The 26,656-nt window shown below is 59.3% G+C and carries 1 protein-coding gene (only partly in view); it reads left to right on the forward strand.

The window, feature by feature from the left end; all coding sequences use genetic code 11:
• Positions 1-26,656: the 5' portion of a LamG-like jellyroll fold domain-containing protein gene (locus FYK55_RS29985; RefSeq protein WP_150076724.1), read on the forward strand. Its footprint extends 9,074 nt past the window's final position; only the first 26,656 of its 35,730 coding nucleotides appear in the window; the start codon lies at positions 1-3; its stop codon lies beyond the right edge, outside the window.

Below are 26,656 nucleotides of genomic sequence, written 5' to 3' on the forward strand. Positions count from 1 at the left end.
GTGATTCACTCTTCCCGTTCGCGGAACCAGCTGCCGATGGAGCAGTTGGAGTCCAGACAGCTTCTGGCGGCCGACTTTCTTGAGGCCGACCACGTCATCGAACAAATGCTGCCGGCTGGGCTGTACGGAGATTGTCATGAATCTGATCGGCCGGATGAGAGTCAGCTTCGATGCAATCCGGAGGCGAATGCATCGACGAATGTTTTAGCCGCCGCCGACGCCTTCACACCGCTTCGACAAGAGCTTTTCATTGTCGACGCGGGAATCGAAGATTATCAATCGCTGATTGCGGCGTTGCCTCTCCATTCGAATCAAGATCTGTTGGTGCTCGACAGCGATCGAGACGGAGTCGAACAGATCAGCACCTTTCTGCAGACGCGTGCTGGCATCGAAGGCATTCACGTTCTCTCGCACGGCAGTGCGGGACGCCTCCGACTGGGGTCGACCAATCTAAGCGGACACAGCTTGTCCCAATACGCATCAGAGATCGCCGCTTGGCGGGACGCTCTGGTCGACGGTGCCGACATCTTCTTGTATGGCTGCGATGTGGCGGGGAGTCATGGGGGCGTTGAGTTCATCGCTGAAATGGCCAATCTGACCGGCGCGGATATCGGAGCGTCCGATGACGCAACGGGGGCGACCGGGCTGGGCGGCGACTGGCAGTTGGAATACAGCCACGGCACGATTCAGATCGACACCCTGGATCCCTCGCTTTTCACTTCCTTCGGTGGCCTCCTGGCCGATATTTCGATCTCGCAAGGCGCGGCAACGGCTGTGGTCACCGCCGCCAAAATCACCGCAGGAACCAATTCACTGGAAGTAGAAAAGATTGGAAACGACGAAACCGTCACGCTTTCGGGCAACGTCGGCAACAACACCTTTCAGGTCAATCAGTTCTTTCCCAACTTGGCGTTGGTGGGCTCCAGCATCACCGGCGGCGGAGGCACCAACACACTCAGCTTTCCGCAATTGGGAAACACCAACCTCAAGTTTCAAATCGATGACGACAGCCAGGGCGACAACGCCGGCCCGGGGACGTCAGTCAGCACAGTGGTCGGCAACAACATTGTCACCACCAAACTCCGCTCGATCATCGGCGTCGACACGTACAACGGCAGTGCGGGGACCAATGAGTTTGTCATCAAAGCGGGTGTCAACCGAGATGTGAGCTTGAAGGGTCACAGCGGTGTCCAGCGCAACGGGACGCTGAATCTGAGCGACGTCGGAAAAAACGTCGTCACGACGGTCAACAACACGGGTGAAATCAAAGCGACGCTCAAAGCGACCAATCAGAACGGCGATAACGTCGACCGCGTGATCACGGCCCAATTGCTCAAGAGCATTCGTTTGAATGATCAACGGTCGCACCATCTGAATCTGACGAACGTCGGCAAGGACGTGACGATCACGGTTGCCCAAGATTCTGTCACGGTTGCTTTCACGCCCCAAGGCGACGGTGCACAGGCGGTTCGGCTTTCGTTCGACCGGGTGACCGAACTGACTTTGGTCAACGGTCAGAAAAACGTTTTGAAGTTTGTCGGCGGAGCGTCCATCGCGACGGTCAATGATCCCGGCGCCTCAGCGGTGGAGCTTGACTACAGTGGTTTTCAAAACCCCGCCAAGGTGAACCTGGCGCCAGCTCTGCCCGCCATCGGCAATTGGACAACGACGCAACTTTCCGAATCTGCCGTCCGGCCGACCACTTCGACCTGGGCGTTTTACCGGCCACAGAACGTCAACAGCACGTTCAAAGTCAACGTCGATGGCATGCTCCCCGGGGGCGCCAATGTCGCCTGGGGCATCAACGCCCCGGCAGATCTGGCCACGTCGCTGAACCTGTTGGGAAAGGGGCGGGCCAACGGACTGCAAGTGAACGGGGCCGACGGGACGTTCGGCTCGGAGTATCGATTTTCCTTCCAGGGAAATACGGCGGACATCAAGGCGCTGACATCAGATCAAAGTCTGGCGGTCTTGACCGCGGTCAAGCCTGACGCCCAAGCGGATACGAGTTGGTCGTTGGCCGTGAATGCTGATTCGGGAACGTTCGCCTTGCAGGTGATCAGTCCGCTCAACGGTTTGAGAGTGATGACAGATGCGTTGAACATCCATGAAGTCCGCCAAAAACCGGAATTGATCGCGATGGCCATCTCCGGTGCGATCAACAACGCGAACATCATGCCCGTGGTGACGGGCGCAGGGACGGACGCCAGCCCCTGGCGCATCCGCATCATCAATAACGTCGCTGTCAACACCGTCGCGGTGACCAGCATCGACACGTCGAATCTGACCGGCGCTGGTCGATTTCTGACGCTGGTCAACAGCACCCCCGCAGTTCCGGCCGTGAAGAAGGAATACAACTTCTCGACCAAGAACATGGCAGCGGGCGCGACCGGGCCGGCCAGCTACGGACGCTTCAAGATCGTGGTCAACGATGGCCTGAATGACTACATGACCACGCCGCTCAGCTTTGATGCTTCGGCAGCAGACATCGAGAGTGCCCTGGAGGGATTGCAGGACGACAACAACATGATCCTCCTGAAGGAAGTCTCGGTGACGGGAGAAGGCCTGGCGGGAGGTTACGCGGGCGCCGGAGCAGGTTTGCCGGCCAAGCCCTGGACGGTTTCTTTCTACGCACCCGATCTGCAAAACAACACGACCCTGTCTCTCCGGAACGCGGACCTGGAGATCGCCACCACACGTTCGGCTTCCGGGATCGGCAGCCAGGCGGGCGAGACGGACGGCATCATGGGCTGGGCGATCACCAAGATCACCGGCTCGAGCGGAAACAACGCCGGCGCGGATACGTTCTACGGGATCTCTGCGGCTGCGATCGAAATCTCGACAGGCGAAGTCAACAACGGCTCCAACGTCGCGATCGGCGGCACGGCGGCCGATACGATCAACGGCGGAACTGGAAAGGACCAACTTCACGGCGGTGGCGCGGACGACGCGACGATCAACGGCGGTGGCGGCCTGGATCGACTGTACGGCGGCATCGGCAACGACACGCTGGACGGAGGCAACTCCAACCACACCGATCACATCTTTGGCGGGCCGGGCGACGACACGATCACCGGTGATGACGGGGCGGACTTTCTCTACGGCGGCATTGGCAATGATCGGATCAACGGCGGCGCCAAAGCCGACAATCTCTACGGCGGTGAAGGCAGAGACAGACTTTCCGGCGGCCCTCAGAATGACTTCCTGTGGGGTGGTGATGGCAACGACAAGGAAAGCGTCGCCGACGCCGACAATGGCGGTCTGTTCGGAGACGCTGGTAATGACCACTTGTTCGGCGAAGGCGGCGACGACTATCTGGACGGAGGACTCGATAACGACGAGCTAACCGGCGGCGCCGACAACGATACGCTCAAGGGACAAGCCGGGACGGATACCTTTTTCTTTGCCGATGACTTTGGCACCGACACCGTCGACGGCGGCACGCAACTCGATACGGCGGACTTTTCGGCGTTCACCGGCAACCTGCTTTTCCGCTTCAGCACCCGACGCGCTGCTGATGCCGCTGCGTACCAGCCCGCGGCGCCGAATTTCTCGGTGTTTCAAAACACCAACAATCCCGTTGGCAACGGCAGCACGTTTGAAGACGTCGACGCGATTATCGGCGGCAAAGGGTTCAACACTTACGCCGTGATGGGGAATTGGACGGGCAAAATCGAGATCACCAACGGTTCCGGTCTGGGCCTGCTCGATCTGACGCAGGTCACGGAGAACCTGACACTCGTTTACAACAACGCCGGTACGCAGCTGACGATCACGCGGGCGAACGGAAGCGCCGTCGACGACAAGATCATCGTGACTGGTATCCCCCAGTTGCGTGTCGGTCAGGCCATCAGCACGTTCGAGTTCCCCCAAAACTATGTCAACAACGCGGCGTTGAAGATCTTGCCGCCATCGACCAACGCGGACAACCACCAGGTCCAGTTTGCCCCGGAAAACGCAAGCAGTTTGAACCTGTTCGGTGCCGTGGAGAATCTGGGGACTGGCGGTGCCGCGCCCTTAAGCACCCTGACGCCCGTGGCGAATTATCAAGCCCCGCAAACGGTCAGGTGGAAGCTCAAGGCCGCGCCGCAGCCGATCTATGGACTCGGAAATCTTTCCATCCCGAACGCGGAGCTCACGCCGTTTACGTTGACCGTCGGCGACGAAACGACGGGGCAGCATACAACGCCTCTCATTCAGTTTCTCAAGAATGAGAATGCCAATGTTCGAGCGGGCAAAATGCAAGCGGCGCTCAGGGCTTTGCCGAACAGCTTCATCGATCGAAATCTGGTGGACGTCCAACCGAGCGGCAACAACGACGACGTCTACACCATCTCGATCCAAGGGGCATTCGGCACGCGCCCCGAACTGTCCTCGGCCAAGTACGCGACCGTCAAGCTCACCAAGAAAGATCAGAACGTCCAATCTCTTTCGACATTTCACGACGATTCGATCCGATCCCAAACATGGAAGGTGTCGCTGACCGGCAGCTACAACGGCAACGCAATACCTGCGCCGATCGATTTGTTTCTGCCGGCCACGGCGGCAGCGGTCAAAGACAGGATTATCGCGGAGGTGAACAGGCTGGTCCCCGCGGCCGGTATGGCGGCGGCAGATTTGACCGTCATCGGAGAGGGCACCCACCACAATCCTTGGAAGATCACGAGCAACAACATCGCGCAACGCGTGGAGTTCACGGCAGCAACGTTCAGTGGTACCAGCCGCGGCTTCCTGGAAATCAACGGCATCGACACGGTCAGCAACCGGGTCGGCAAGTTGGCCAAGTGGCAACTCTCCAACACCGCTGCTTCCGGTCGCTTCACGCTGGGATACAACGGCCAGACCACGCGGGTGCTGGACTGGAATGCGAGCGCCGAAGACATCGAGAGGGCACTCGGAGATCTTGGCGACGCCGTGGTCGGCGACGTCTCGGTGACGGGTGTCAATGACCCGGCCAACAATCTTCGCTGGGAGGTCAGCATCGTCACAAACCAAGGCGCTGCTGGCAACCTGACGGTCAACAATGAGCCGCAAAATAACGCCCCCCCGCTAACGCTGACGCTGATCACACTCGACCCGAACTTGAAATTCAAAGCCGTCACGCCCAACAACGTCAGCGCTGACCTGATCGGATTGAATCGCGACACGACCATTCAAGGCGGAGCTCAAGCGGACGTGATCGACGCGATGGCCGGTAACGACACGGTATTCGGCGCCGATGGCGATGACACGCTGCACGGCGGTTCCGGAGATGACACGCTAGACGGCGGCCCGGCAAATGATCACCTCTACGGCGACGCCGATCACGACGTGCTCAAGGGCGGCAACGACAGCGACCATCTCTACGGTGGCGCCGGAGACGACAAACTGTACGGCGGAGATGACGACGACTATCTCTTTGGTGACGCCGGGAATGACTTGCTGGACGGCGGCCACGGCAAGGACCACTTTCAATTCCTCAATAGCTGGGGGCATGACTCGGTCGTCGAAAAGCCGACGGAGCATAACGGCCGCAACGAGATCGATTTTTCCGGAGTCGACCAGGAACTGGTTCACATCCTCAGTGGCGGCCAACTGATCTCAGGCGCCACCACGTACGACAGGCTGAAGGGAAGCCTGAGAGACTCTCAAGAAAAAATGTGGTTGCCATCCGTCGGCGCGGTGTCGGTGAAGGAGGACATGGGGTTCGTCGCGGGGCAGTATGTCGGTTCGAATTCCGATTCAATCGCTCTCGCGGACGTTGAGAGTTTCACTGTCCCCACGAACGGCAATTTCGAATATCGATTGCGTGTCGGTGTTGACGCGGGAGACGGCCAGGGCGAGCGAATTGTCGAAGTCACAGTGACGCAGGCGGACCTTGCGATGCGGGATTTGCCGACACTGGCCACGGCGCTGCAAAACAAGCTCAATGACGCCTTGCAAGCACTTGATGCGACCTGGGACCGCAACCGACTAACGGTGGTGCGAACGAGTAATCTTGGAATCATTGATACCGATGGGGTGGCGATTCAGTTGCAGAACATGGCGCGCGTCAACAACACCCCCATGGGCCTGCGAATTCTGCCGTCAAGCACGAACTTTGACAGCTCGTTGATGGTCGGGAAGGATTTCCAAGGGGGCGTCAGCCGACTTTTCTACACCGAGACGATTAAACCAGCAAACGCATCGAACACGTTCCTGTTCGGGAACGACTGGGGGCAGAAAACGTCGTCATTTTCGCCCCAACCCTTCGGCCGCAGTTTCGGTGGCGTTGGCACGCCGGACTACTTCACGGCGATCAACAACCGTTGGAATCGGGACGAGAAAAAGCTTGAGATTGATACCCGGGAGATGACCGCCAACGGACACAAACTGGTCATCGACTTTCGCCAGGTCACCAAGGACCTCGAGTTCGAGATCGAGTGGTCGAACAAGGATGAAGATATGAGGTTGAACCGGGATCCGTCTCTGCAGTTGAAGGTCAAACGGATTGCCAACGTCAATCTTCCGTTCGGGTTCGACTTTGGCATTCCTTTTCCTCCGCTGCGATTCAATGAGGTCATCTTCACAAGCATCGATGAAAACACTGTCATCTACACCGGTCGCGGGTCGGCCAATGACATCAACATCGGCACCCACTACGGTGCCGGGAGTGTCAATTTCAGGAAAGGCGATCCGAACATGCCGGTCGACTTCAAGGGCACGATCGTCGGCAGTTCCGGAATATTGCCGTACAAGGGGATTGTCAATCCGGCGAAGCTCTACGAGTCGGTCACAAGCGGCCAGCTACCGGACATCTTTGTCAACAACAACCTGGACTATTCCGAGTACACGGTCTACCGCCGGCAACTATCCGAACTCGGTGGCTTGAACCTGCTCAATTCAGTCTTGCCGATTCCCGGTCATGCCGGCGGGCAAGACAATACCTTCGGCATCGGCAATCGCGAGTCGGATTTCAAGGGAATCAGTGGCACCGTCATCAACGTTCATCAGCTCTCAACTGTCAGCGGAGGCGTGAGCGTCACGACCGGGAACCATTTCAGTCCGACCCCATACGACGACTATTACAACAGCGTGCCCGACGAGTTCAGGCCGTACGTCTCGTCGTTGCGTTTGCCCGGCCAGAACACGATCGGCATCGGTGCCGACAATTTTGAAAACGCGTTCATGGATTTCCTTTTCGACGGCATCGATCTCAATAGTGGGTCCGTCGATTACGGCCGTTTGTTCGGGTATCTGAACCCGGGGGTTTCGGTCATGGCAGGTTTGACTGGTCCGGATACCTATCAGTACGCCGGTTGGTGGGGGCTCTCGGCAGTGATTGAGCCCTTTGACGTCCAGACCGAATTGAAAACCGTCGACACGTTGGATTTCAGCAACGTCAGCAGCGATCTCCACGTTTCGATCTTTCAAGCCAATGCGACCAACAATGAGACCGCAGCTACTTTTCTGGGAACCACAACCAAGCCCCAGTTCGATCCGAAGAAGATCGTCGAAAAGTATTCGTCCAACTACGTTCTCGTCACACCGTTCGACACGACCGGTTTGAGTTTCGGTGAAACTCTGGCCGCGATGAGCGCGAATCTGGTGAATCCCGGCGGAGCTTTCACCGCTTTGGGAAGCGGCATTGAAAACGCAATCCGCACAGGTAGCAACGTTGGCGATGCCATCAAGGACGCGTTCAAGAAAGCCTACGACTTTAGTACCCAAAGTATTCAAGAAGATATCAATGCGCTGGCTGCCGACGGCGGCGGAGTCTTCGCGATGGGGATCGAGAGCATCATTGGCGGAGGCGGCACAACAACGATTCATTTCAACGATGACGACGGAAATGCAGACATTCCGAACCTGGCCGGCCGCATCAGCGGCAGCGACATCGTTCTTGACTATTCCGGCATCCATCCCGACAAGTCGAACATTCCCGGTTTCGAAGGAATCACCGTCCAGGCGGGAGCCGTTGCCGCTCCCGAACCGCTCCGGCTGATCGACACGATCAAAGACCTTCGCGACTTCGACCCCGAAGAGGCCTCGGATCTCGATCAGCGTCTGTACAACTCACTCGACGACCTGTTATCAGGCTCGAGCATTCAATTCGGTCTTGCGGATCTCGTCGGCGGCGCAAGGGGAATCAGCATCGCCGAAGCGAGTAAGGCAATGGAAGCCTACATCCAAGACGATACGATCATTTCCGACATCCTGGGATTTCTACTCGATGCGGAAGTTGCCAATGTCAGCACGATCATCGGCACCAATGGGAAGGACACGCTCAACGGAAACACCACCGACAATGTGATCATCGGCCTGGGCGGTGGCGGTTCGGTCGACGGGGTCGGTGGCACCAACATTTTCTCGTACGTCCCGCTGGGAGGCGACGGCTCAGAAGTTGAGGACGCGATCACGTTCAATCTGAGTCTGGATACGCCGACGTCTTGGACCGGGGGGAACGCCGGCAAATTCGATCCGACCGACCCCACGAATAACACGGACCCGAGCACACTTCCTGGCGCCGCAACGACAACGCTAATAAACATCCAAGCGGTCGCGGGGGGCGGCGGTGATGACCGCTTTATCGGGTCGTCCGCAAGCGACAAGTACTACTTTTTCGGAAACTGGGGCAATGACATCATCTACGACGTCGATGGCGAGACAAACGTTGTCGACTTCTTGTATTTGGAGCTTGGTGACAAGGAAGAACTGCATCGCACGGAGATCGATTCAAATACGCCCAAGCAGACGCTGTTCGAAGTCAAGGAGACGGACAGTGGTACAGTCACGAAATCAGCGCTGGTCTATGGCGACTTCGATCTGAAGAGCGTCTCGCAATTCGGGGATCAGTACATCGACAACGGGAAGTCGAACCCAACGTTGACGGCGGAGACCAATCCTTCCCCATTGCTGGGAGATCCGGCACCGCTATCCGGGGACAGCGACCAGAGCCGACTCGTGTCGGGGTTATCCGCTTTTTCGTCCAGCGTCGTGGCCTCGGCCCAGCAACTGGTCGATGAGTTCGATGCCTTCGGGAAATTGCCCTATGCGACGGTGAAACTGAGCGAACTGGACGGGCTGGAAGACTTCGCCAATTCGATCAGCTCACGAATCAACAACGAACTGATCGGTGCCGTCAACACTGCTTTTGCGAACGGGCCGATCACGACCGGTGACCTGATCGCCAGTACCGATGTGCTCACTGCATCCAGCTCGTCAGCCCTTCGTGAATTCCATGCCGACTTGGTCTTGTCGTCATTTCAAGAGGCGTTCACCGTTGACTTCAGCGAAGCCTTCAACGGATTCGGGTTGAACGTCACCCAGAACACACCGCTGTTGTTCGAAGTCGACGTGGACTTGGCGTTCACGTTCGGTCTGGATGACGGAAACCAGTTCTACGTCACCGAGCCATCGATCGATTTGCGGTTGAGTTTGGATCACGACGAACCGCTGGACATTTCGGTCGCCCTCGGCCCGCTCGGCATGGGTGTCGAGGATGGCACGCTGAAGTTCAACATCACCAGTGGCGTGGGCACCGACGGCACGGTCACTTTCGACAGCAACGGCAATCCCGACGGCAACCTGTTTGGCGCGCCTTCGCTGACCGCCAGGCCCGGGTTCATCATCGATCTGCCGATCGCGCTCGAGGGCGCGCTCGCCGGGTTGCAGCAGGAGCCGACGGAACTGTTCGGTGTTTACAACGGGGATGGTTCCGATGCGAGCGTTTCGGGCTTTCTGGGCGCGCTCGCTGGAACGTTGCTGACGGCCGATTTTGACAACTTCATCGAGTTTCAACACGTCAGTCTTGACGTGGTGCTGGACGGTTTGATCACGGCGCTCCAGGGCCTGGTCGATAACAGCAGTCGCGCGTACGACCCGATCCCCATCGTCGGCAAATCACTGGTCGAGATCCTGGGTGAAGGTCAGGTCAATCAGGACATTGATGTCATCACCCAAATGATCAACGCGCTCGAAACGGTCCAAACCGATCTGACCGATATCCAGTCGTTCGAAGTCGATGTCAACTTCGCCTTAGACAACGCGTTGGACCTTTCGACGGCCAGCTTCGGCAACAAGCCAACGCTGAAAGCGGCGGTGGAAACGCTTCGGGCGGTCGCTCAAGGGCTTGACGGCCTATCAAGCGATGACGCTCTGGCATTGTCGCTCGCCGAGACCGAGGCTTGGCTGGACACGTTTGCTCCGCTGCAGACGGCGCGCAATACGCTCGACGCGGCTAACGGACTGTTGGCACTGAACAGCACGTTTGTCGTGGACGCGACCGATCCGAACTTCGTGACTGAAGCCGAAATCGCGATCGCGATGGCGCAGCAAAGCGGCACCGTTTCGGCGTTCACAAGTTTGCAACAGGACCGCGACCTATTCGCGATTCAATCGAACAACCCGGGCTACCACGCAGCGAACGCTTACGCTGATGCGCTCTCGGTCGTCAACTCACTCGGCATGACGCCGGACTTCCCGATCCCCGATCCGCAATCCGATCCGCCCGACGCGACGACTTCGCTGCTGCAGACACAGCCCACCCAGCGGGCCCTCGACGACCTCACTTTGCTGCAGCAGTCGGTGGGCAATTTCCTTTCCTTGGGGACGCCGGCAGCCGAAGTCGTCTTGGCACAGGCGGGTCAGACGCTTGTCGATACCGGAGCGGTCACGGATCCGCCGACGACCTCGGCGGAAGTTTCCGCGATCGACCTGAGCGGCGTCAGCGACGTCGACCTGCCCGCCGCGACCGAAGCGCTTTCGCAGTTGCAAGCACTGTTCCTACTCGACGATGCGGGCCTGGAACCACAAGCCACCGAAGGCGACGTTGCCGCGCTGTATCCGGACGATCCCGACAGCCAGGCCGCCGCGAACGCTGCCGTGGGATTGCTGGGCGACCTGATCTGGGTGGCCAATCAGTATCTGACAGCCGCCCGAGACAACTTGTCGGCGCGCGGACTCGATACTGACAACCCGACAACGATCACCGTTGACGATGTGACCACAGCGTTCGGCAACTTGGATCTGTTACAGACGGCGACCGACGCGCTGACGACCATTCAAAACACGGACGAATCGATCATCGCGGCCTCGCTGCGCCTGACCGCGGCCAGTCTGAACCCTCGGTCTCTGGACGAGGACATCGCGCTGACGCTGATCGATCCGGTGCTGTATGCCGACGCGGTCAACAATCGACAGATACTTTTGACGTCGGAACAGACGGTTACCGACGCCACCGATCTGTTGACGCCGCTCGGTCAGCAAGCCGCCGTGGGCCAGGCAGCTCAACAGTTGGCGGCATTGGGCGCATTGCCAGCCCAGGCCCGGGTGGCACACAACGCCGTCACCGGCTCGGCAACTCTGCAGCTCAGCGGGCAAACCGAGACGTTTGTACTCAACGCCAACGACACCACTGCGGATCTGATCAATACGTTGTCGGGGCTGAGCTACTTCACGGATAACCCCGGCATCAACTTGACCGTCTCCGGATTGGGCGCCGAGCAATCACCCTGGCTGATCGGCTTCAGCGACAGCAGCGGCGCGGTGGACGTTCCCGAACTGCTGATCATCGCCAGCGATTTGAAGGCGGCGGACGGCATGACGGAGGCCGCATTGGATGTGGCCACCGGTTCCCTGCCACCCACGGACAGTGGCAAGCTTGCGACGGTTGACTTGAGCCGAGTCGATGCCGAGGATCTGGCCGCGGCCACCGACGCACTGAACTTACTGCAAGCAAGCTTCAGCCTCGCCGCGGCGGGGCTCGACGGACAGTCGACCGATAGCGAGATCGCTGCAGCTCCGGCGCTCGGAGGTGACGCTGCACTGATCGCGGCGGCGATGGCAAACCGTGACCTGGTTGCTTCGTCAACGGTCATCGATACCGGCGACGTTTCGGCTGTCGAGGACGATGTCTTGGGAAGCTACTTCGTTGCCACGCAGCCCGACCTGGTCTCTCGATTGGTCGGCCTGCAGGCGGCCAGAGACAACTTGTCGGTGTACGACACCAACAAAATCATCTCGCTGTCGTACAACAATTCCCAGTTGATGGTCGGCTTTGACTTCGATCTGCAAGGCAGCACGCAGTTCGAACTGAGTGACTTCAGCGACTTTCTGCGAAACGACGTCGGTCTTTCCAGCGACGTCGACTTCAACATCGCCACAGGATCGACGCTGAATGCCGCCGGCTACATGAGCCTGGATTTCGCCGTCGGCGTCGACTTCGCCGATTTGGCGAACGTGATCTCGCTCGAAAACATGTACCTGCAGGTCAACGACGTCCAAATCGGCGCCGACCTGACGATCACCGATTTCAGCGGCGAACTGGGCTTCGGCCCGATCGTCGGCAAGGTAGAAGACGGAAGCCTGGACATCGGAGCCTTGCTGGACTTTTCGCTCAACGATGGCGTGGCGCTTTCGCTTGCGGAACTTGAGCAATTGGGCTTGTCCGCGGTCGACGTTTCGGTGATCAGTTCCAGCCTGTCGACCGATCTGCCCGTCGAAGTCGACTTGGACGGCAGTCCGCTGGTGCAGACAAGCCTGAACTACCAGACCGATGACCTGTGGGGCGATCTACAGAACGCCATCGCCCAGCTGCCGAGTTTGAACGACATCGCCAACCTGAACGTGGCCGATGTCATCAACGGAATCCGCAACGCCGTCGATTTCGTCGACAACCTGGCCGTCAACAACGCGTCCGTCGTCGCCGAAATCCCACTGCTGAACAACTATTTGGACACGGCTCTGGCTGACATCCGCCAGGTCCTGAATTTTGTCGAGGAGTTGGAAGCGGCACAGGTTCAGTATGTCACGCACACCGGCGCCGGCAGCACGGGTGAGCTGGTGCTGTTGTTTGAAGGCCAGCCGCAAGCCGAAGCGTTCTCAATTGACGCCACAACAACGGCCGAACAGCTGCAGTCGATCATCAGCGGACTCAGCTTCGTGACCGACACGCTGGGAGTGACGCAGGTCCAAGTCGAAGGGTCGCACACCGAAGATGATCCCTGGGTGATTCGCTTCCAAGATGCCAAGCGTGGCGTGAAAGTGCCGACGCTGAATGTGCAGTCCAACACGATGCTGGCGGCGGACGGCGTGACCACAGCCGTCGTGAACATCACGCAATCGGATGAGAGCAACGTCAAAAACGATCTGGTGTCCGCGCAAGCATTCCTGCAGGACAAGCTGGACATCGACAGCAGTCTGGTTCAACGGATCTCCAGCGACGCGGTCAGCGGCCAAATGACGCTGAAATTGGTGGATACCGGCGAGACATTCACGCTGGACTTCGATGCCACGGCACACGATGTCTTGATGGCTTTGCAAGGCCTGACATCGATCGACACCAGCGACATCGAAGTCCGCGGGGACGGAATCGCGGCGTCCCCGTGGCAGATCGCCTTTGTCGGGGCCAGGCAGCAGGAGGACTTCCCGGCGATCGTCCTGGACAGTAGTACGCTGCTCAACGAAATGGGCCAGACAGCCTCCGTTGCCGTCGACTCTGGTCCGGCCGAGCAAGTTCTATTGACGCTGCAAGGCGACTCGGTCGAGCTTAGCATCGCCAAGAACTTCGATTTTGCCGGCGACCTCGCCTTTGCGTTCAGCTTCGAAGAGGTCGTCCAACTGCTTCCCGACGGGCCCATTCGGGAGGCGTTGGAAGGGGTCAGCCACCTGCTGGCGGTCGACGGTGCCGGCGACCTGGCAGTTGAGATCGGTGGGCGCATCGACGTCACCGTCGGGTTCAACCCCAACGGCGCGATCAAGGATGCGATCTACCTCACGGACGATTCGTCAGTCACTTTGGAGGCCTACCTCGATGCCGAAGATCTGGAATTCGACATCGACTTGAACCTTGACGAAACCTTCAATGACCTTGAGAAACTGTTCGGCGCCGATAATCCGCTGATCAAGGGACTCGAGTCCGTCCTGAGCGACAACGGGCTGGACAAGATTGGCGTTCATATCAAAGAGGGACGTATCCAGCTGAACTCGGGCGTCGACGCTGACGGCGACGGAAGGCTGGATCCGGCGCGATTCCTGTTTGCGCTCAAGTCCGACAGCTCGGCGGTCGAAGGCGTCGAGGGCTCCGGCGACAACCGCTATTCGCTGTTTGTTGATCAGGCGACACGCACCCAATTGGAAGACGCGGTCGAGTTTGCCCATAGCGGCTCGATCGAAGTCGACCTGCCGCTGTTCTTTCCCACCGATGACCTGCCCATGGGCGGCAGCGCCGAAGACCGCAACGGCGACGGCGTGGCAGACAACGTCCTACAAGTGATTGCTTCCGACCTGGATGAAATCAGCACCTCCATCCGAAACGGCAGCAACAGTTCGACGCTCCAGGTGATCACGCCGACATTCAAGAATTCGATCAGCCTGTTCTCGCTGCTGAACAACATTGACCTGATCACGGTGATCGCCGGTGAAGACGGTGACCCGACCGGCGATCCGTTTAAAGACGGAATCCTCGGCACGTTACAGGGTCTGTTCGAGGGCGAAGTGTTCGGGATTGATTTGGCCTTCATCGGGGACACGCTGCGGAAGGAAGCGGACTTCATCGGCACGTTCCGAGATCAAGTCCGATCCGCCCTGGTGGGCTTGGACGGCAGCGGCAATGGCAGTGCGGTGTCGCTGGTCCAGGATGCCCTGTTTGGCGTCTTCGCAACGCAGCTTGGGCTGCTGCAAGACAGTGATGGCAACGGTCTGGACAAGCAAGACATCGTCGTCACCGGAGGAACAGATTTTGTGCAGTTCGACTTCGAGCTGGGACAGGAGTTTTTCACCGGCAGCGTGCCGCTGGACCTGAACCTGGCGATTCCCGGACTGGGGCTGCACTTTGGCGAAAATGACATGATCGATATCGCCCTTGGGTACAGCATCGGTCTCGGTTTTGGCATCAGCTGGACCGACGGTTTCTACATTGACAGTTCGCGGCAAGACGAACTGGAATTCACCGTGACGGCTGACCTGGGCCTCGATGCGAACAACATGCCGAACTTCGATGGCAGCATCGAGCTCGGGTTCATGGAATTGGACTTCAGCGACAACGGCGTTCAGGACTTGGACGGCCAACAGGCCGGTAGCGGGCTGTTCGGCAAGTTCTACGTCGACATCGATGACCCGGGCGACGGAAACGGGCGGCTGACACTCAGTGAAATCGAACAGTACCCGGCGCGCGAGATCATCAGTGCAGGATTCCAGGGCAAGGCCGAGGCCGATTTTGATGTCTCGCTAAGTGTGGATGGCGTCGATGCACTGCCCAAGCTGGGCGCCAACTTCACGTTTGACCAAGAATTCGGGTTCGGCACCGGGTCCAGCGCGACAAACGACGACGATTCGAGCAGCTTCGGATCATCGCCGGTGATTGCCTTCAACGATGTCAGTTTTAATCTCAGCAGGTATCTGACCGGCATGCTGGGTCCGGTGTTCGACAAAGTCGACCAGATCGTCAAACCCTTCGAGCCCGTGCTCGATATTCTCAACGCGCCGATCCCCGTGTTGACTCAACTGGCTGGCGAGCCAGTCACGTTCATTTTGTTAGCCGAAGAATTCGGCGGCGGTTCGGCAAAAAAGTTTTTCGAGGCCCTGGAATTGGTCGACAGCGCGATCAAGATTCTCGATCAGTTGGCCGGCAGCGACGACATCGTCATCAACATGGGGAGCTTTTCTTTTGGTGGAGAAAACTTCAACCTCAGGGGCGATGACCAGCTGGCCCACATCAGCGACAACCAGGTCGACCAGCAGAACACCCTTTCCAGCGAGTTCGATTTCAAGCAACAGGCGCTCGGGCCCACCCAACCCGACAATGCCTCCGCCTCGACCGGTCTGATCTCCCGGCTGAAGAACTCCGGCATCGCGCTACCATTCCTGACCAGTCCGTCGCAGGTCTTCAGTCTGATCAGCGGCAATCTTGACGGCATCTCGTTCTTTGAATGGGACGTGCCGACGCTCGACCTCGGATTCACGATGGACGAGGGCTTTCCGATCTTCCCGGGATTGAACGCGGAACTGTTCGGATCGATCGACGTGCTGATCGACCTGGATTTCGGTTACGACTCACGCGGAATCGAAAGGTTCCTGGGATACCCAAAGGCTGAACGCAAAGATCCGGCGGTCATCGCCGAACTATTCGACGGGTTCTACATCAACGACTTCAACAGTCAGGGTGTCGATGTCAGCGAAGTGACGTTCCGGACGATCGTCGGCGCAGATGCGAACATCGGCATCTCGGGTTTGATCGAAGCCGGTGTCGGCGGTGGATTGGAAGCCGAAGTCTTCTTCAACCTGGATTCGGCCGAGCTGGGGTCTCGCGACGGCAGGATTCGTGCCGGTGAAATCATCGACGTGCTCGGCAGCGATCACCCTTGGTGCCTGTTCGACCTGGGCGGTGAACTGGACATTTTCCTCGACGCGTTTCTGTGGGTCGGTCTGGATCTGGGGTTCAGCAAGATCACTTTATTCAGTGATTCGATCGACTTCTTGCGCGAGACTTTGCTGTCCTTCGAGCTCAGCTGCTCGCCGGTCCAGCTTCAGCAGTTGGGTTCGCTGGACAATGGCGTGCTAACGGTCAACACGACGGACAGCGACGACTCGATCACGATTGACCGCGTCAAAGGCGAAGATGGCAACGGCCAGGAGCAGGAATACATTCAGATCAGGACGCCGAGCAATTCGCAGGGCTCGCCCGATTCGAAATACAACATCCAGAACCCGGACGACCAATTCCTGTTCCTGGCTAGCGACGTCACCAGCATCGTGGCAGCGGGGTCAGACGGAAAGGACACCTTTACGATCGGGTTCGGCATTCAAGATGTCACCGTGGAGCTCCACGGTGGTGCCGAGCAAGACACCTTCAACATCAACAGTTTTGCGGATTTCACCATCTACGGCGACGGAGGCAACGATGTCGTTGTGTACGACGTCAACGGAACGGGCAAGACGGTCAATTCCGTGATCTACACCGGCGATGGCCAGGACCGAGTCACGTTCAAGGACACGCTGCGACTGGACACGGCGAGCACGTTTTACATCGACACGGGAGAGGGCGACGACCGCGTCGTCAACGCAACCAAGCTGTCCATGACGGTCCGCGCCGGCGGGGGCAACGATGAAGTCATCCTGAACAGCGGCAATGACCTTGTTTTTGCCGGCGAAGGGAATGACACAGTCATCGGCGGAACCGGCGACGATATCATCTTCGGCGGTGAAGTGGATGACGCGAATGCCGACGGCAGGTTGACATTGGCGGACCTCGGCTTCACCGCCGCCACGCCGTTTTCAACGATCGTCGCCAATTACAACAGCCAGCAATTCAAGCTGAGTGAAAACAGCGGATACGACACGCTTTACGGTGACAACTCCGCTCAGGACAACTCCGCCGGAGGCACCGACATCATCTTTGCCGGCGACGAAGATAATACCGTCAGTGGCCAAAACGGGGACTATGTGTTCGGCGGCCTGGGCAACGACTTGATCGTCGCGGGAACGGGCGATGATACCGTCTACGGCGACAACAACTTTCTGAGCGCCACCGGCGGAAGCGATTGGCTGTACGGCGAGGGCGACAATGACCGGCTGTTCGGTGAAGCCGGCGATGACATCCTGGATGCCGATTCGGGAAATGACTCACTGTTCGGGGGACTTGGGCAAGACCAATTGCTTGCCGGCGACGGCAACGACACGATCAACTGGCAGCGTGCCGTGCTAATCGAAGGCACCCTGATTTTCAACGCCAGCGGCGAACGCATCGAGGGCGGCGACGGCAACGATAACTATGACGTCACCGGCGTCGACCTGATCGACGGCCTGAATAACGCCGTGGTGCTCGCGATCGACAACGTGACGCTGGACGCCCCCGATGCCGAAACCATCCGGCTGCTGTGGGATGACGGCACCGATGCGAGCGCGACGGGCATCAACCACCTGTCGATCGACCTGAGTGGCGGTGAAGATGACTTTTCCGCCGGCAGCATGGCCGGATCCAACCTCGAGGACGTCACGGTTGATATTGGCAGCGACGCCATCAACACGACAGAAACCGTTCCCATCATCGAGTACAGCAACAACGCTCAACAGATTCTGTTCCAACCGGTCAATGATGCGTTTGTCAGCAATGACGATTCTCCTCCCGTTCCCGGCAGCCTGGTGATCAACGATTCCAACTCAGGGATCGCCGTTGCGGGGATCCGGGGTGAGTTTCAGTTGGACGTCGGATACAACTCGGTCCAAACGCTGACGGTCGCACCGACGGTGGGTCTTTTCAGTCTTCAGGTGATGACGCGCAAGGCGAACAGCCCGGACCTGAATGATCTGGGCACGACCGGGCTGATCGACACGGGGTCTGCCATCGCCATCGCCGACCAATTGCAGACGGAGCTGGATGCCCTGCTCGGCGAAGGCAACGTGACCGTGCAGGGCGACGTTGACGGCCCATACGTGCTCGCTTTCGAAAACGATTTTGCCTACCAAAGCACGCTCCTATCGCCGGTCTACGACGATCCGGCCCGCACGAATGGGGTTGCCGCGACCGAAACGGTCGTCGGCAGATTGATCGCCAGCACCGAACCGCTGCCGCTGGATATCAGCAGCACGGAACTGCTTGACGCGTTACAGAAAGCTACCGGCAGGACGGACGACGGCGACGTCGTCGTCAATACGGTGGCGGGCGGCTATGAGGTTTCGCTCGCCAACGATCCGAATGCCTTGTGGACCGCCCGGCTATCCGGCTTGAAGGATCTGGACCGCTACCTGGGTCTTGCGGACCAATCGGGTGCGACCGCGAATGTGGCTGTCGACGCCGGCGACACCGAGACGCAGCGAGTGATCAGCCACAGTGGCGTGGCGGGAAGTTATCGATTATCGGTCGATTTGGAAAACGAACGGCAGCAAGTCAGCCACAATGCCGACGGCGGAAGCTTCACATTGAGCTACCGCGACCAAACGACCGATCCTTTGTCCTTTGACGCCACGGCCGATGACGTGGAAAAAGCCTTGGCGGCACTTCCGTTGATCGGCGCGAACGAGGGGATTCAACAGCTTTCATGGTCCGGCGCGCCTGTCGATTTCGCACTCACCACGCCCGACACAACCTTTTACTTTGATGCCGGTGCCGACGCGGCGGCGATCCAAACGGCTTTCGACAACTACTATGGCGCAGGTTCCGTCGGCGTTGGCGGTCAGGGCACCGTGGCTGCCCCCTTCGTCGCGACGTTCGCTGAGTCATTGGCCTACCCGAACAGTCCGGAGATCAGCGCGTCCGCAGCGAATCAGGCGGTCGCCGTCAGTCACACCGGTGCGAGTGGGACCTACAAGCTTGTCTATGATGGCATGCAGACGGCGGACATCGACTGGGACGCGGACGTCGGCATCATCGAATCCACGTTGAACGATCTGCTGGCCGGTTTACCCTCGGGTACGAACGGCGAGGTGCCGTCGGCGGCGGTGACCGGCAGCAGCGATGATTTCGTGATCACGTACGGCGGCGGCCTGCTCGGGGAGAACCCGCCACTGATTCAGGCCATCACCGTGGATCTGCTGGATAACAACGGTGATCGAGCCAGCGTCAATCGTGCCCTTCTGCAACGCGCGGGCGACGACGTCTCACTGGACATCCAGCCGATCGGGCCCAACGTCGACGTGACCATCACCGGTACGGGCGTCTGGGAACTGGAATTCGTCGGTGACCTCGCCGACTTAAACCTGTCCGCCCTGACCGGCGACTTCAGCCTGTTGACACATTCCGCCGGTGACGTCTCGGCGCTCGTGACCACGCTCGAGGGCGGCGGCGTCGCCACGACGGGTCTGATCGCTCACGACGCGTCGGTCGAAGATATCCAGGACGAATTGATCTCGGCGACCGGGATTCAAGTGATCACCGTGACGCCGGTCGAAAGAAATGTTCAGCCGATGGACCCCAGCTTTGCCGATCCGCTGCTGAACTACGACACCGCCTTGGACGGCACGCGTGACAGCGTCTGGCAGCCGAGCAACCCGAGAGTGTCGGGTTACCAATGGGCATTGAATAGCTCGGTTGAGTTTGAAGCCAATCCGACCACGGTTTATCCGGGAATCCAGTCCGCATATCGGTTCAACGGCTCTGGTGGCGGATCCGTCAAGAACGTCACGCAGCTGCCCGGAATGGGGGTGCAAGATGCCAGCTACCAGCCGGCTTCTTTCGAATTCTGGGTCCGACCAGCCGATATCAACGCGCGGTCGATCATTTTCGAAGCTGGCGGTACCGGCACCGGTGTTTCCTTCGCCCTCAACAACCGGACGCTGCTGTTCACCCTGGGCGACCTTGGCAACAAGCTTCAGGTATCCCATGAACTCACCAGCGTCGACGAATTCGTCCATATCGTCGGGATTATCGACCTCGCTGCCCAGACCGACCCGACCAAGCTCAGCCTGTACGTTGACGGCCAACTGGCAGGCACCGAATCTCTGGCGGGCTTCGGGCACTGGGCCGGAATCGACAATCAGGGAATTGGCGGACCGGCCAATGCCATCGGGGGCAACAACGACAAGTCACTGGACAACTACGGGAATTTCACCGGCGAGATTGCCGTCTTCCGACTCTACGACAAAGCACTCGATAGCGACACCATCACGCAGCTGTTCGACTTGTCCGGCATCACCGAGCTTAACGAGCAATACTACCAGCTGGATTTCACGCGGAACGTCGGCCAAGTAGTCGGCATCGTTGGCACACCCGAGGTGAAATCCGTCAGCGCCGCTCCTTCTCGACTGGTCGCCGACACGTTCAACCAAGGCTTCAACCCCAGCGCCGTACAGAACCTGACGCATGACGGTACCGCTGGGACATTCACGGTATCGTTCATGGGCGTGGCGACCGACGACATCGACTATGACGTCGATACGTCCGGCTCAGACTACATGGCGTTCATCAACGACAATCCGAACGCAACCGTCAACGACTATCGCGCGCTGCTGATCGAAACGGCTTTGGGCAACCTGGCAACGGTCGGCACTTTCGTGACCGAAAATGGCGAGACGCTGGCGAACGTCCAAGTGCAGTCGCAATCGGATGATTCCTCCGACTACCTGATCACATTCCGCGGCAGACTGGCATCCACCGACCAGCAATTGCTTGAAGTGGATACGACCAATCTGACCAAGCCGGGGCCGCTCAGTGGTGTCGTCCAGGCTCAGGCGCAGGTCGTCACAACGGTCCTCGGTGGTGGCGACGAGATTCAGGAGATCTACGTTGACACGACCGGGTTGAACCAGCAGTTCACACTGAGCTTCCGCGGCGCATCGACATCCATGCTGTTACAGAAAAACGTCAGCGCGGCCGACCTCCAGCAGGCGCTCTCCGCACTCGGTACGGTGCCCGACGGAAGCATCATCGTCACCGGCGGACTGGGAACCAAGGCTCGCCCCTGGACGGTTCGCTTCACCGGCCCGTTGGGCGGACAAGACGTGCCGCTGATCACCGCATCGGGCAATGACGCGGTAAAGATTGGGAACGTACCGAGCCGCAACGGCAACGGTTCGGCGGAGCTTCAGACGCTGTACCACACCGCCGACGCCGGATTCTATCGCTTGGTGCTCAACGGCGAGACCACGGACGCCTTGCCGTGGAACGCCAGTGCCGACGATGTCAAAACGGCACTCGAAGCGTTGTTGATCCGATCAGAGAATGATGACGACGACACCGCTGTTCTGACCGAACTGACCGTCGACGGCAGCGGCACGTTCAACGATCCCTTCCAGGTGCTATTTGGCACTCGCGACATCGGTGGCAACGTCACCAATTTCCAGGTGGCCAGGGAGACCGGGACGCGCCAAGTCACGCTCAATCAGATTGTCGGCGAGGGCGACGGGGCCGCTGACCAGGTCACCTTTGTCGGCGCCGATACCGCGGACAGTTTCAAGATCTTCGGCAGCAGCAACTCCGACGCGATCGAAGTCACCAACCTGGCGACGACCACGACGAAGTTCTACCTACTCAACGCGTTCCGCTTCGACGACACGGGCGACGACGAAAAGGACTCCATCCTGATCGAAGCAGGCAAGGGGAATGATACGCTCGACGCCAGCAACACCCCGGTCGATGTGGACAGGATCGCGGTGACGTTGCAGGGCGGAGAAGGCAACGACATCCTTCTCGGAACCGCCTGGAAAGACGTCCTGAACGGCGGACTGGGGGACGACACTTACACCGGATTTGCCGGCACGGACGTCTTCTTGGACAACGGCGGGAACGACACGCTGGTCGAGGTGCAGGACGCCGACATGTCGCTGTTCGGCGATACGCTGGTAGTCGGCAAGATGGTCGGCGGGGCGGGTGGCACCGAATTCCGCCAGGCCAACGGCACCTACGATGCACAACAGCCTCCGGCCTCGGCCGACTTCGCGGCGCCCGTCATCACGCCGCTGCAAGATCCGGTCAACTACTACCTCAGCAACTATACCGATTCGGCATCGGGGCTGGCCCGCGTCCTGCAAGTCGAGTCGCTCATCGATGCACCCAGCGGACTGGCGATCTTTGAAAGCGCCAGTTTGACCGGGGGCGACGGCAACAACATTCTGGTGGTCAACGACCAGGAAAATGCCGTGAACGTCGTCATTGACACCGCGGGTGACGCTTCGCTTCGCAATCTGAACGACATCGCCGACCTGGCGATTCTCCAGCAAAACACGACCATCGCCGTGAGCGATTGGGTTCAGCAGGTCACGTTGGACACCGCGGGCAACAACAACAATGCGCTGGTCGAAAACACAGAGACGGTACTCAACGAGTACTACATCCTCAATCTCCGTGGTGATACGGGGCTGACGGTGAACATCGTCGAGTCGGGCGCCGAGGGCTTTGACGAAGTCTACGTCTTCGGTTCAAGTCTGGCTGACAACATCGAACTCAACGCGACCAACGGTCCGGGCACGGGACTGATCAGTTCCGGCGCGCTGCAGAGCCAGACCAAAGACCGGGTGACGTTCGTCAACATCGAGCGAATGCAGATTGATACCGGCGCCGGCAACGACACGGTCAAGACCGATAACACGGAAGTGCTCGCCCGCGTCGACCTGGGCGCCGGCGATGACGATTTCATCTCGGCCACGGTGCCAACCAAATTGGACGACAACGGCGTCCCGGTCGTCGACCCGGACAACATGACCAGTGGCGTGTCGCAGACGATGGTCGTCTACGGCGGCTTCGGCGACGACGATTTCGAAGTCAATCACAACGTCGCGAAACTGTTCCTCAGTGGCGGCGAGGACGACGACCGGTTCGTCATCAACACGTTCTTGACGATTAGCGATGGCAACGAGGTATTGAACCTGAACACCATTTCCGGTGGCGAAGGGAACAACAACTATCGCTACTTGAAGAATGCTCCGGTGGTGATCAGTGGCGGCAGCGGCAACGACACCCTGGTTCTGGAAGGAACGGCGATCGACGACGAATTCATTCTCGGCCCCAATTACGTCGCCGGGGCCGGGCGATTCACGACGTTTTCTGGTGTGGAGAACGTGGAACTGGATACGTCCAGCGGCAACGACACGGTCTGGATTCTCGGCAGCGCGGCCGACGTCGACATTTCAATCGATGGCGGCAGCGGCGACGATACGTTTCACTTCGGCGGACAGCCTCCGGCCCTCCTGTTCGACGAGTCCGAGACGACGTACCAGCCTCCGGTCGTGTTCGTCCAGAACCCGAACCCGATCGTGGAGTACCAGTACGTCAATGTCGATACTTCACCGATCAGCTTCACCGTGTCGGCCGACAAGCTTGCCGGTGACGACGGGTTCAACCTGTACAACACCAACGGCGGCTTGATCGATCCGCCTCCCGCGGTCATCGACGATCAGATCACCCGCTATTTGACCGCCCAATGGGGATTCATCGACCGCAACAAGTACGACGACTTCATTCTCGGTGATCCGGCCGGCGATCCCGCCAGCTTGCCGATCGCTCCGGGCATTGACGATTTCATCAGCCGGACTCTGGCGCTCGACAATGCGACGTTCACCAAGCAGGGTGCGGCGTATATCAACAAAGGCAACACGATCGTCCTGGACACCGGTTCGGTCACCATCACGTTTGAACCCGCCGCGGCGGTGTACCGAGTCGGCAAAGAAGTGCTGCCGCCGCCAACCCCCGTGACACCGGCGCCGGTGATCATCAAGCAGCCGGCGTTCGCGTTGCAGGTTGATTCCCAATACGACGTGTCGATTTTCGAGGGCCGCGTCAGCATCATCGGCGGCGCGGGCGAAGAGGTCGACGGCGATCAATTAATCGTGCACGACAAGGAAGCCGCGGCGAAGACGCTGACTGTCGCGACGCGCACCAATTCCGGCGCTGTCGGTCGCAGCCTGGGAGACTTGCCGGATGGAGCGCATGGCAACTCGGCAACTTTTGAAATGTGGTTTCAGCCGAGTCTTTCGCTCGAAAATGCGGTGCTGTGGGAAGCAGGCGGATTAACCGACGGCAGTTCGCTGGTGTTCAAGGACGGAGCGCTGCACTACACGATCGTCAACGGCAACGCGCCGGGTCAGACCTATCAGCTGTCCGCACCCTTCGATCTCTCCGACGAGTTTGCCCACGTGGTGGCAGCGGTCGACACAGGTGCGCCGTCGATGAGCCTGTACGTCAACGGTCAGCAATACCAGCGGTCAATCAACCCGATCACGTTCTGGAGCGGCTCCGATGGCTTCGGTCTGGCGAAAGTCAACGGCGCTCTCGGCGGAGGCAAGTCCTCCAGCACCCAGGGCAGTTTCGTCGATATCAGCGACGCAGGCGATTTCGAAGGCGAAGTGGCCGCGTTCCGCGTTTACGGCGAGGCCTTGGGCCAGTCGGCCGTAAACGAACTGCTAGCCCTAGGAAGCATTCCCGCCACCGCGTTGAACTACGACGCCGCGGCCGACAAGGACGCCGATCGCGAATGGCAGACGACCACACAATTGCGCATTTTCGACTGGCTTCTGGACAACACGGTCCAGCGGTCCACGTCGATTACCAGCCAATACGACGCGATCACAGCGGCCTACGAGTTCGCGGGGACCGGTGGAGGCATCGTCACGGGTTTGTCGGGACTGGCTTCCCAGGTGGCGATCGACCCGACACGCCAACCGGTCAGCGTGGAAGCCTTGGTACGCCCCGACAACTTTTCGGGGCAAAAGCTCATCTTCGAAGTGGGCAGCGAGACCAACGGAGTTTCCCTCATTCAGTCTTCCAATACGGTTGTGCTCTCCTTGCGTGGGTTGGACAGCAGCGACAATCCGATTGACGTTCAGGTGGCGGCCAATCTCAATACCAGCGACTTTACCCAGGTCGTCGCGGTGATCGACTTCGATGATCAGGGTGATGGCAAATTGCTGCTTTACACCGACGGGACTCTCGCCGGAAGCAAGTCTTTTGGGGACCTGCAGCAGTGGACCGATGATAGCGCGATGGGCTTGGCTCAGATCGGCGGCGAACTTGGCGGCTTCTTTCAACCGTCGAACCTGAGAGACTTCACCGGCGACATCGCGGAACTTCGCCTGTTCAACGAAGCGCTCTCGAGTCAGCAGATCTCCGATTCCTTTGCCCGGCTGAACTATCGTCCGCTGTTGAACTACGATTCCGCTCTCGATCCAGGCTTCACCAACTATGTGTGGCAAAACAGTACCGTCCTGACCGGCTTCGATCTGGATCTCGCCGGCGACGTCCAATCCGAAGCCGTGACGAGCGCGAGCTATCCGGCCATCGCGCGTGCGTTCGGGTTCGGCGGCAGGACCATTGTCGGTATCGACGGGTTGACGGCGGTCGCCGCGCCCGGATTGTTCGACTTGGAGTTCCGCACGCTGGAAAGAATCGAAGTTCGCTTGGGCGACGACGGCCTGTCCGCTCCAAACGACGTGGTGAACCTGGATGTCGGGCTGTCAGAAACCGATTTGACGCTGGTGCTGGGGCCGGGCGATGACCAGGTCAATGTCAACGCCCTGGTGGACCGGGCCCAGGGCAGCACCGCTGGCGGGCTCGTGACGATTCTGGGCGGGGCCGGAAGCGACACCGTGATGATCGCCCCGTCGCTGCAGGGCGACCCGCTGCTGGGCAACATCGATTTCCAGGGTGCTGCCCACATCGGGGAAACGGTTCGCACGTTGACGGCGGCTGATCTGAATTCGGAGCAGGCAGCTCTGCTGGCCAGTCCACCGCAGACGCTCGTGGACACGGCCAACGATCCGGCGCTGAACCCGAACCTGCTGCAGTGGCCTGATTCGCTGGGCGGTTTGGACAGCAGCCAACTTCCCGTCCAACAGCGATTCGGGGCCGATGCCGGTTCGGGGACGTTCAGCCTGAGCTACGGAGGAGCAACGGTCGCGCAGCCGCTGGATTTCAACGTCTCAGCCGATGAGGTCAAAGCGGCCCTCGAGAAACTACCGGGAATTGGTCCGAGCAATACCAACGTCAGCGGCGACGGCAGCATCGACAATCCCTGGCAAATTCGATTCGTCGGCAAGTTTCTTGATGCGGGCACCACGCCCAGCTTGATTTCCTACGATACCACCGCGCTCAAACCGCCACCCGGCGTTGCGACGCTGGACGTGCTGCAACCGGCCGTCGTCGATCCGCGTTTCAGCTTTGCGGCGAGCACGTTTGGACCGCTGGTATTTGAGGATGCCAACACCAGCGAGGTTTACGTCCAGTCGGCGGTGATCGATTCGTTATCGGGCACGCTGGTCGAAGACGAACTGC

This window comes from Roseiconus nitratireducens (assembly GCF_008629675.1).
Lineage (GTDB): Bacteria > Planctomycetota > Planctomycetia > Pirellulales > Pirellulaceae > Stieleria > Stieleria nitratireducens.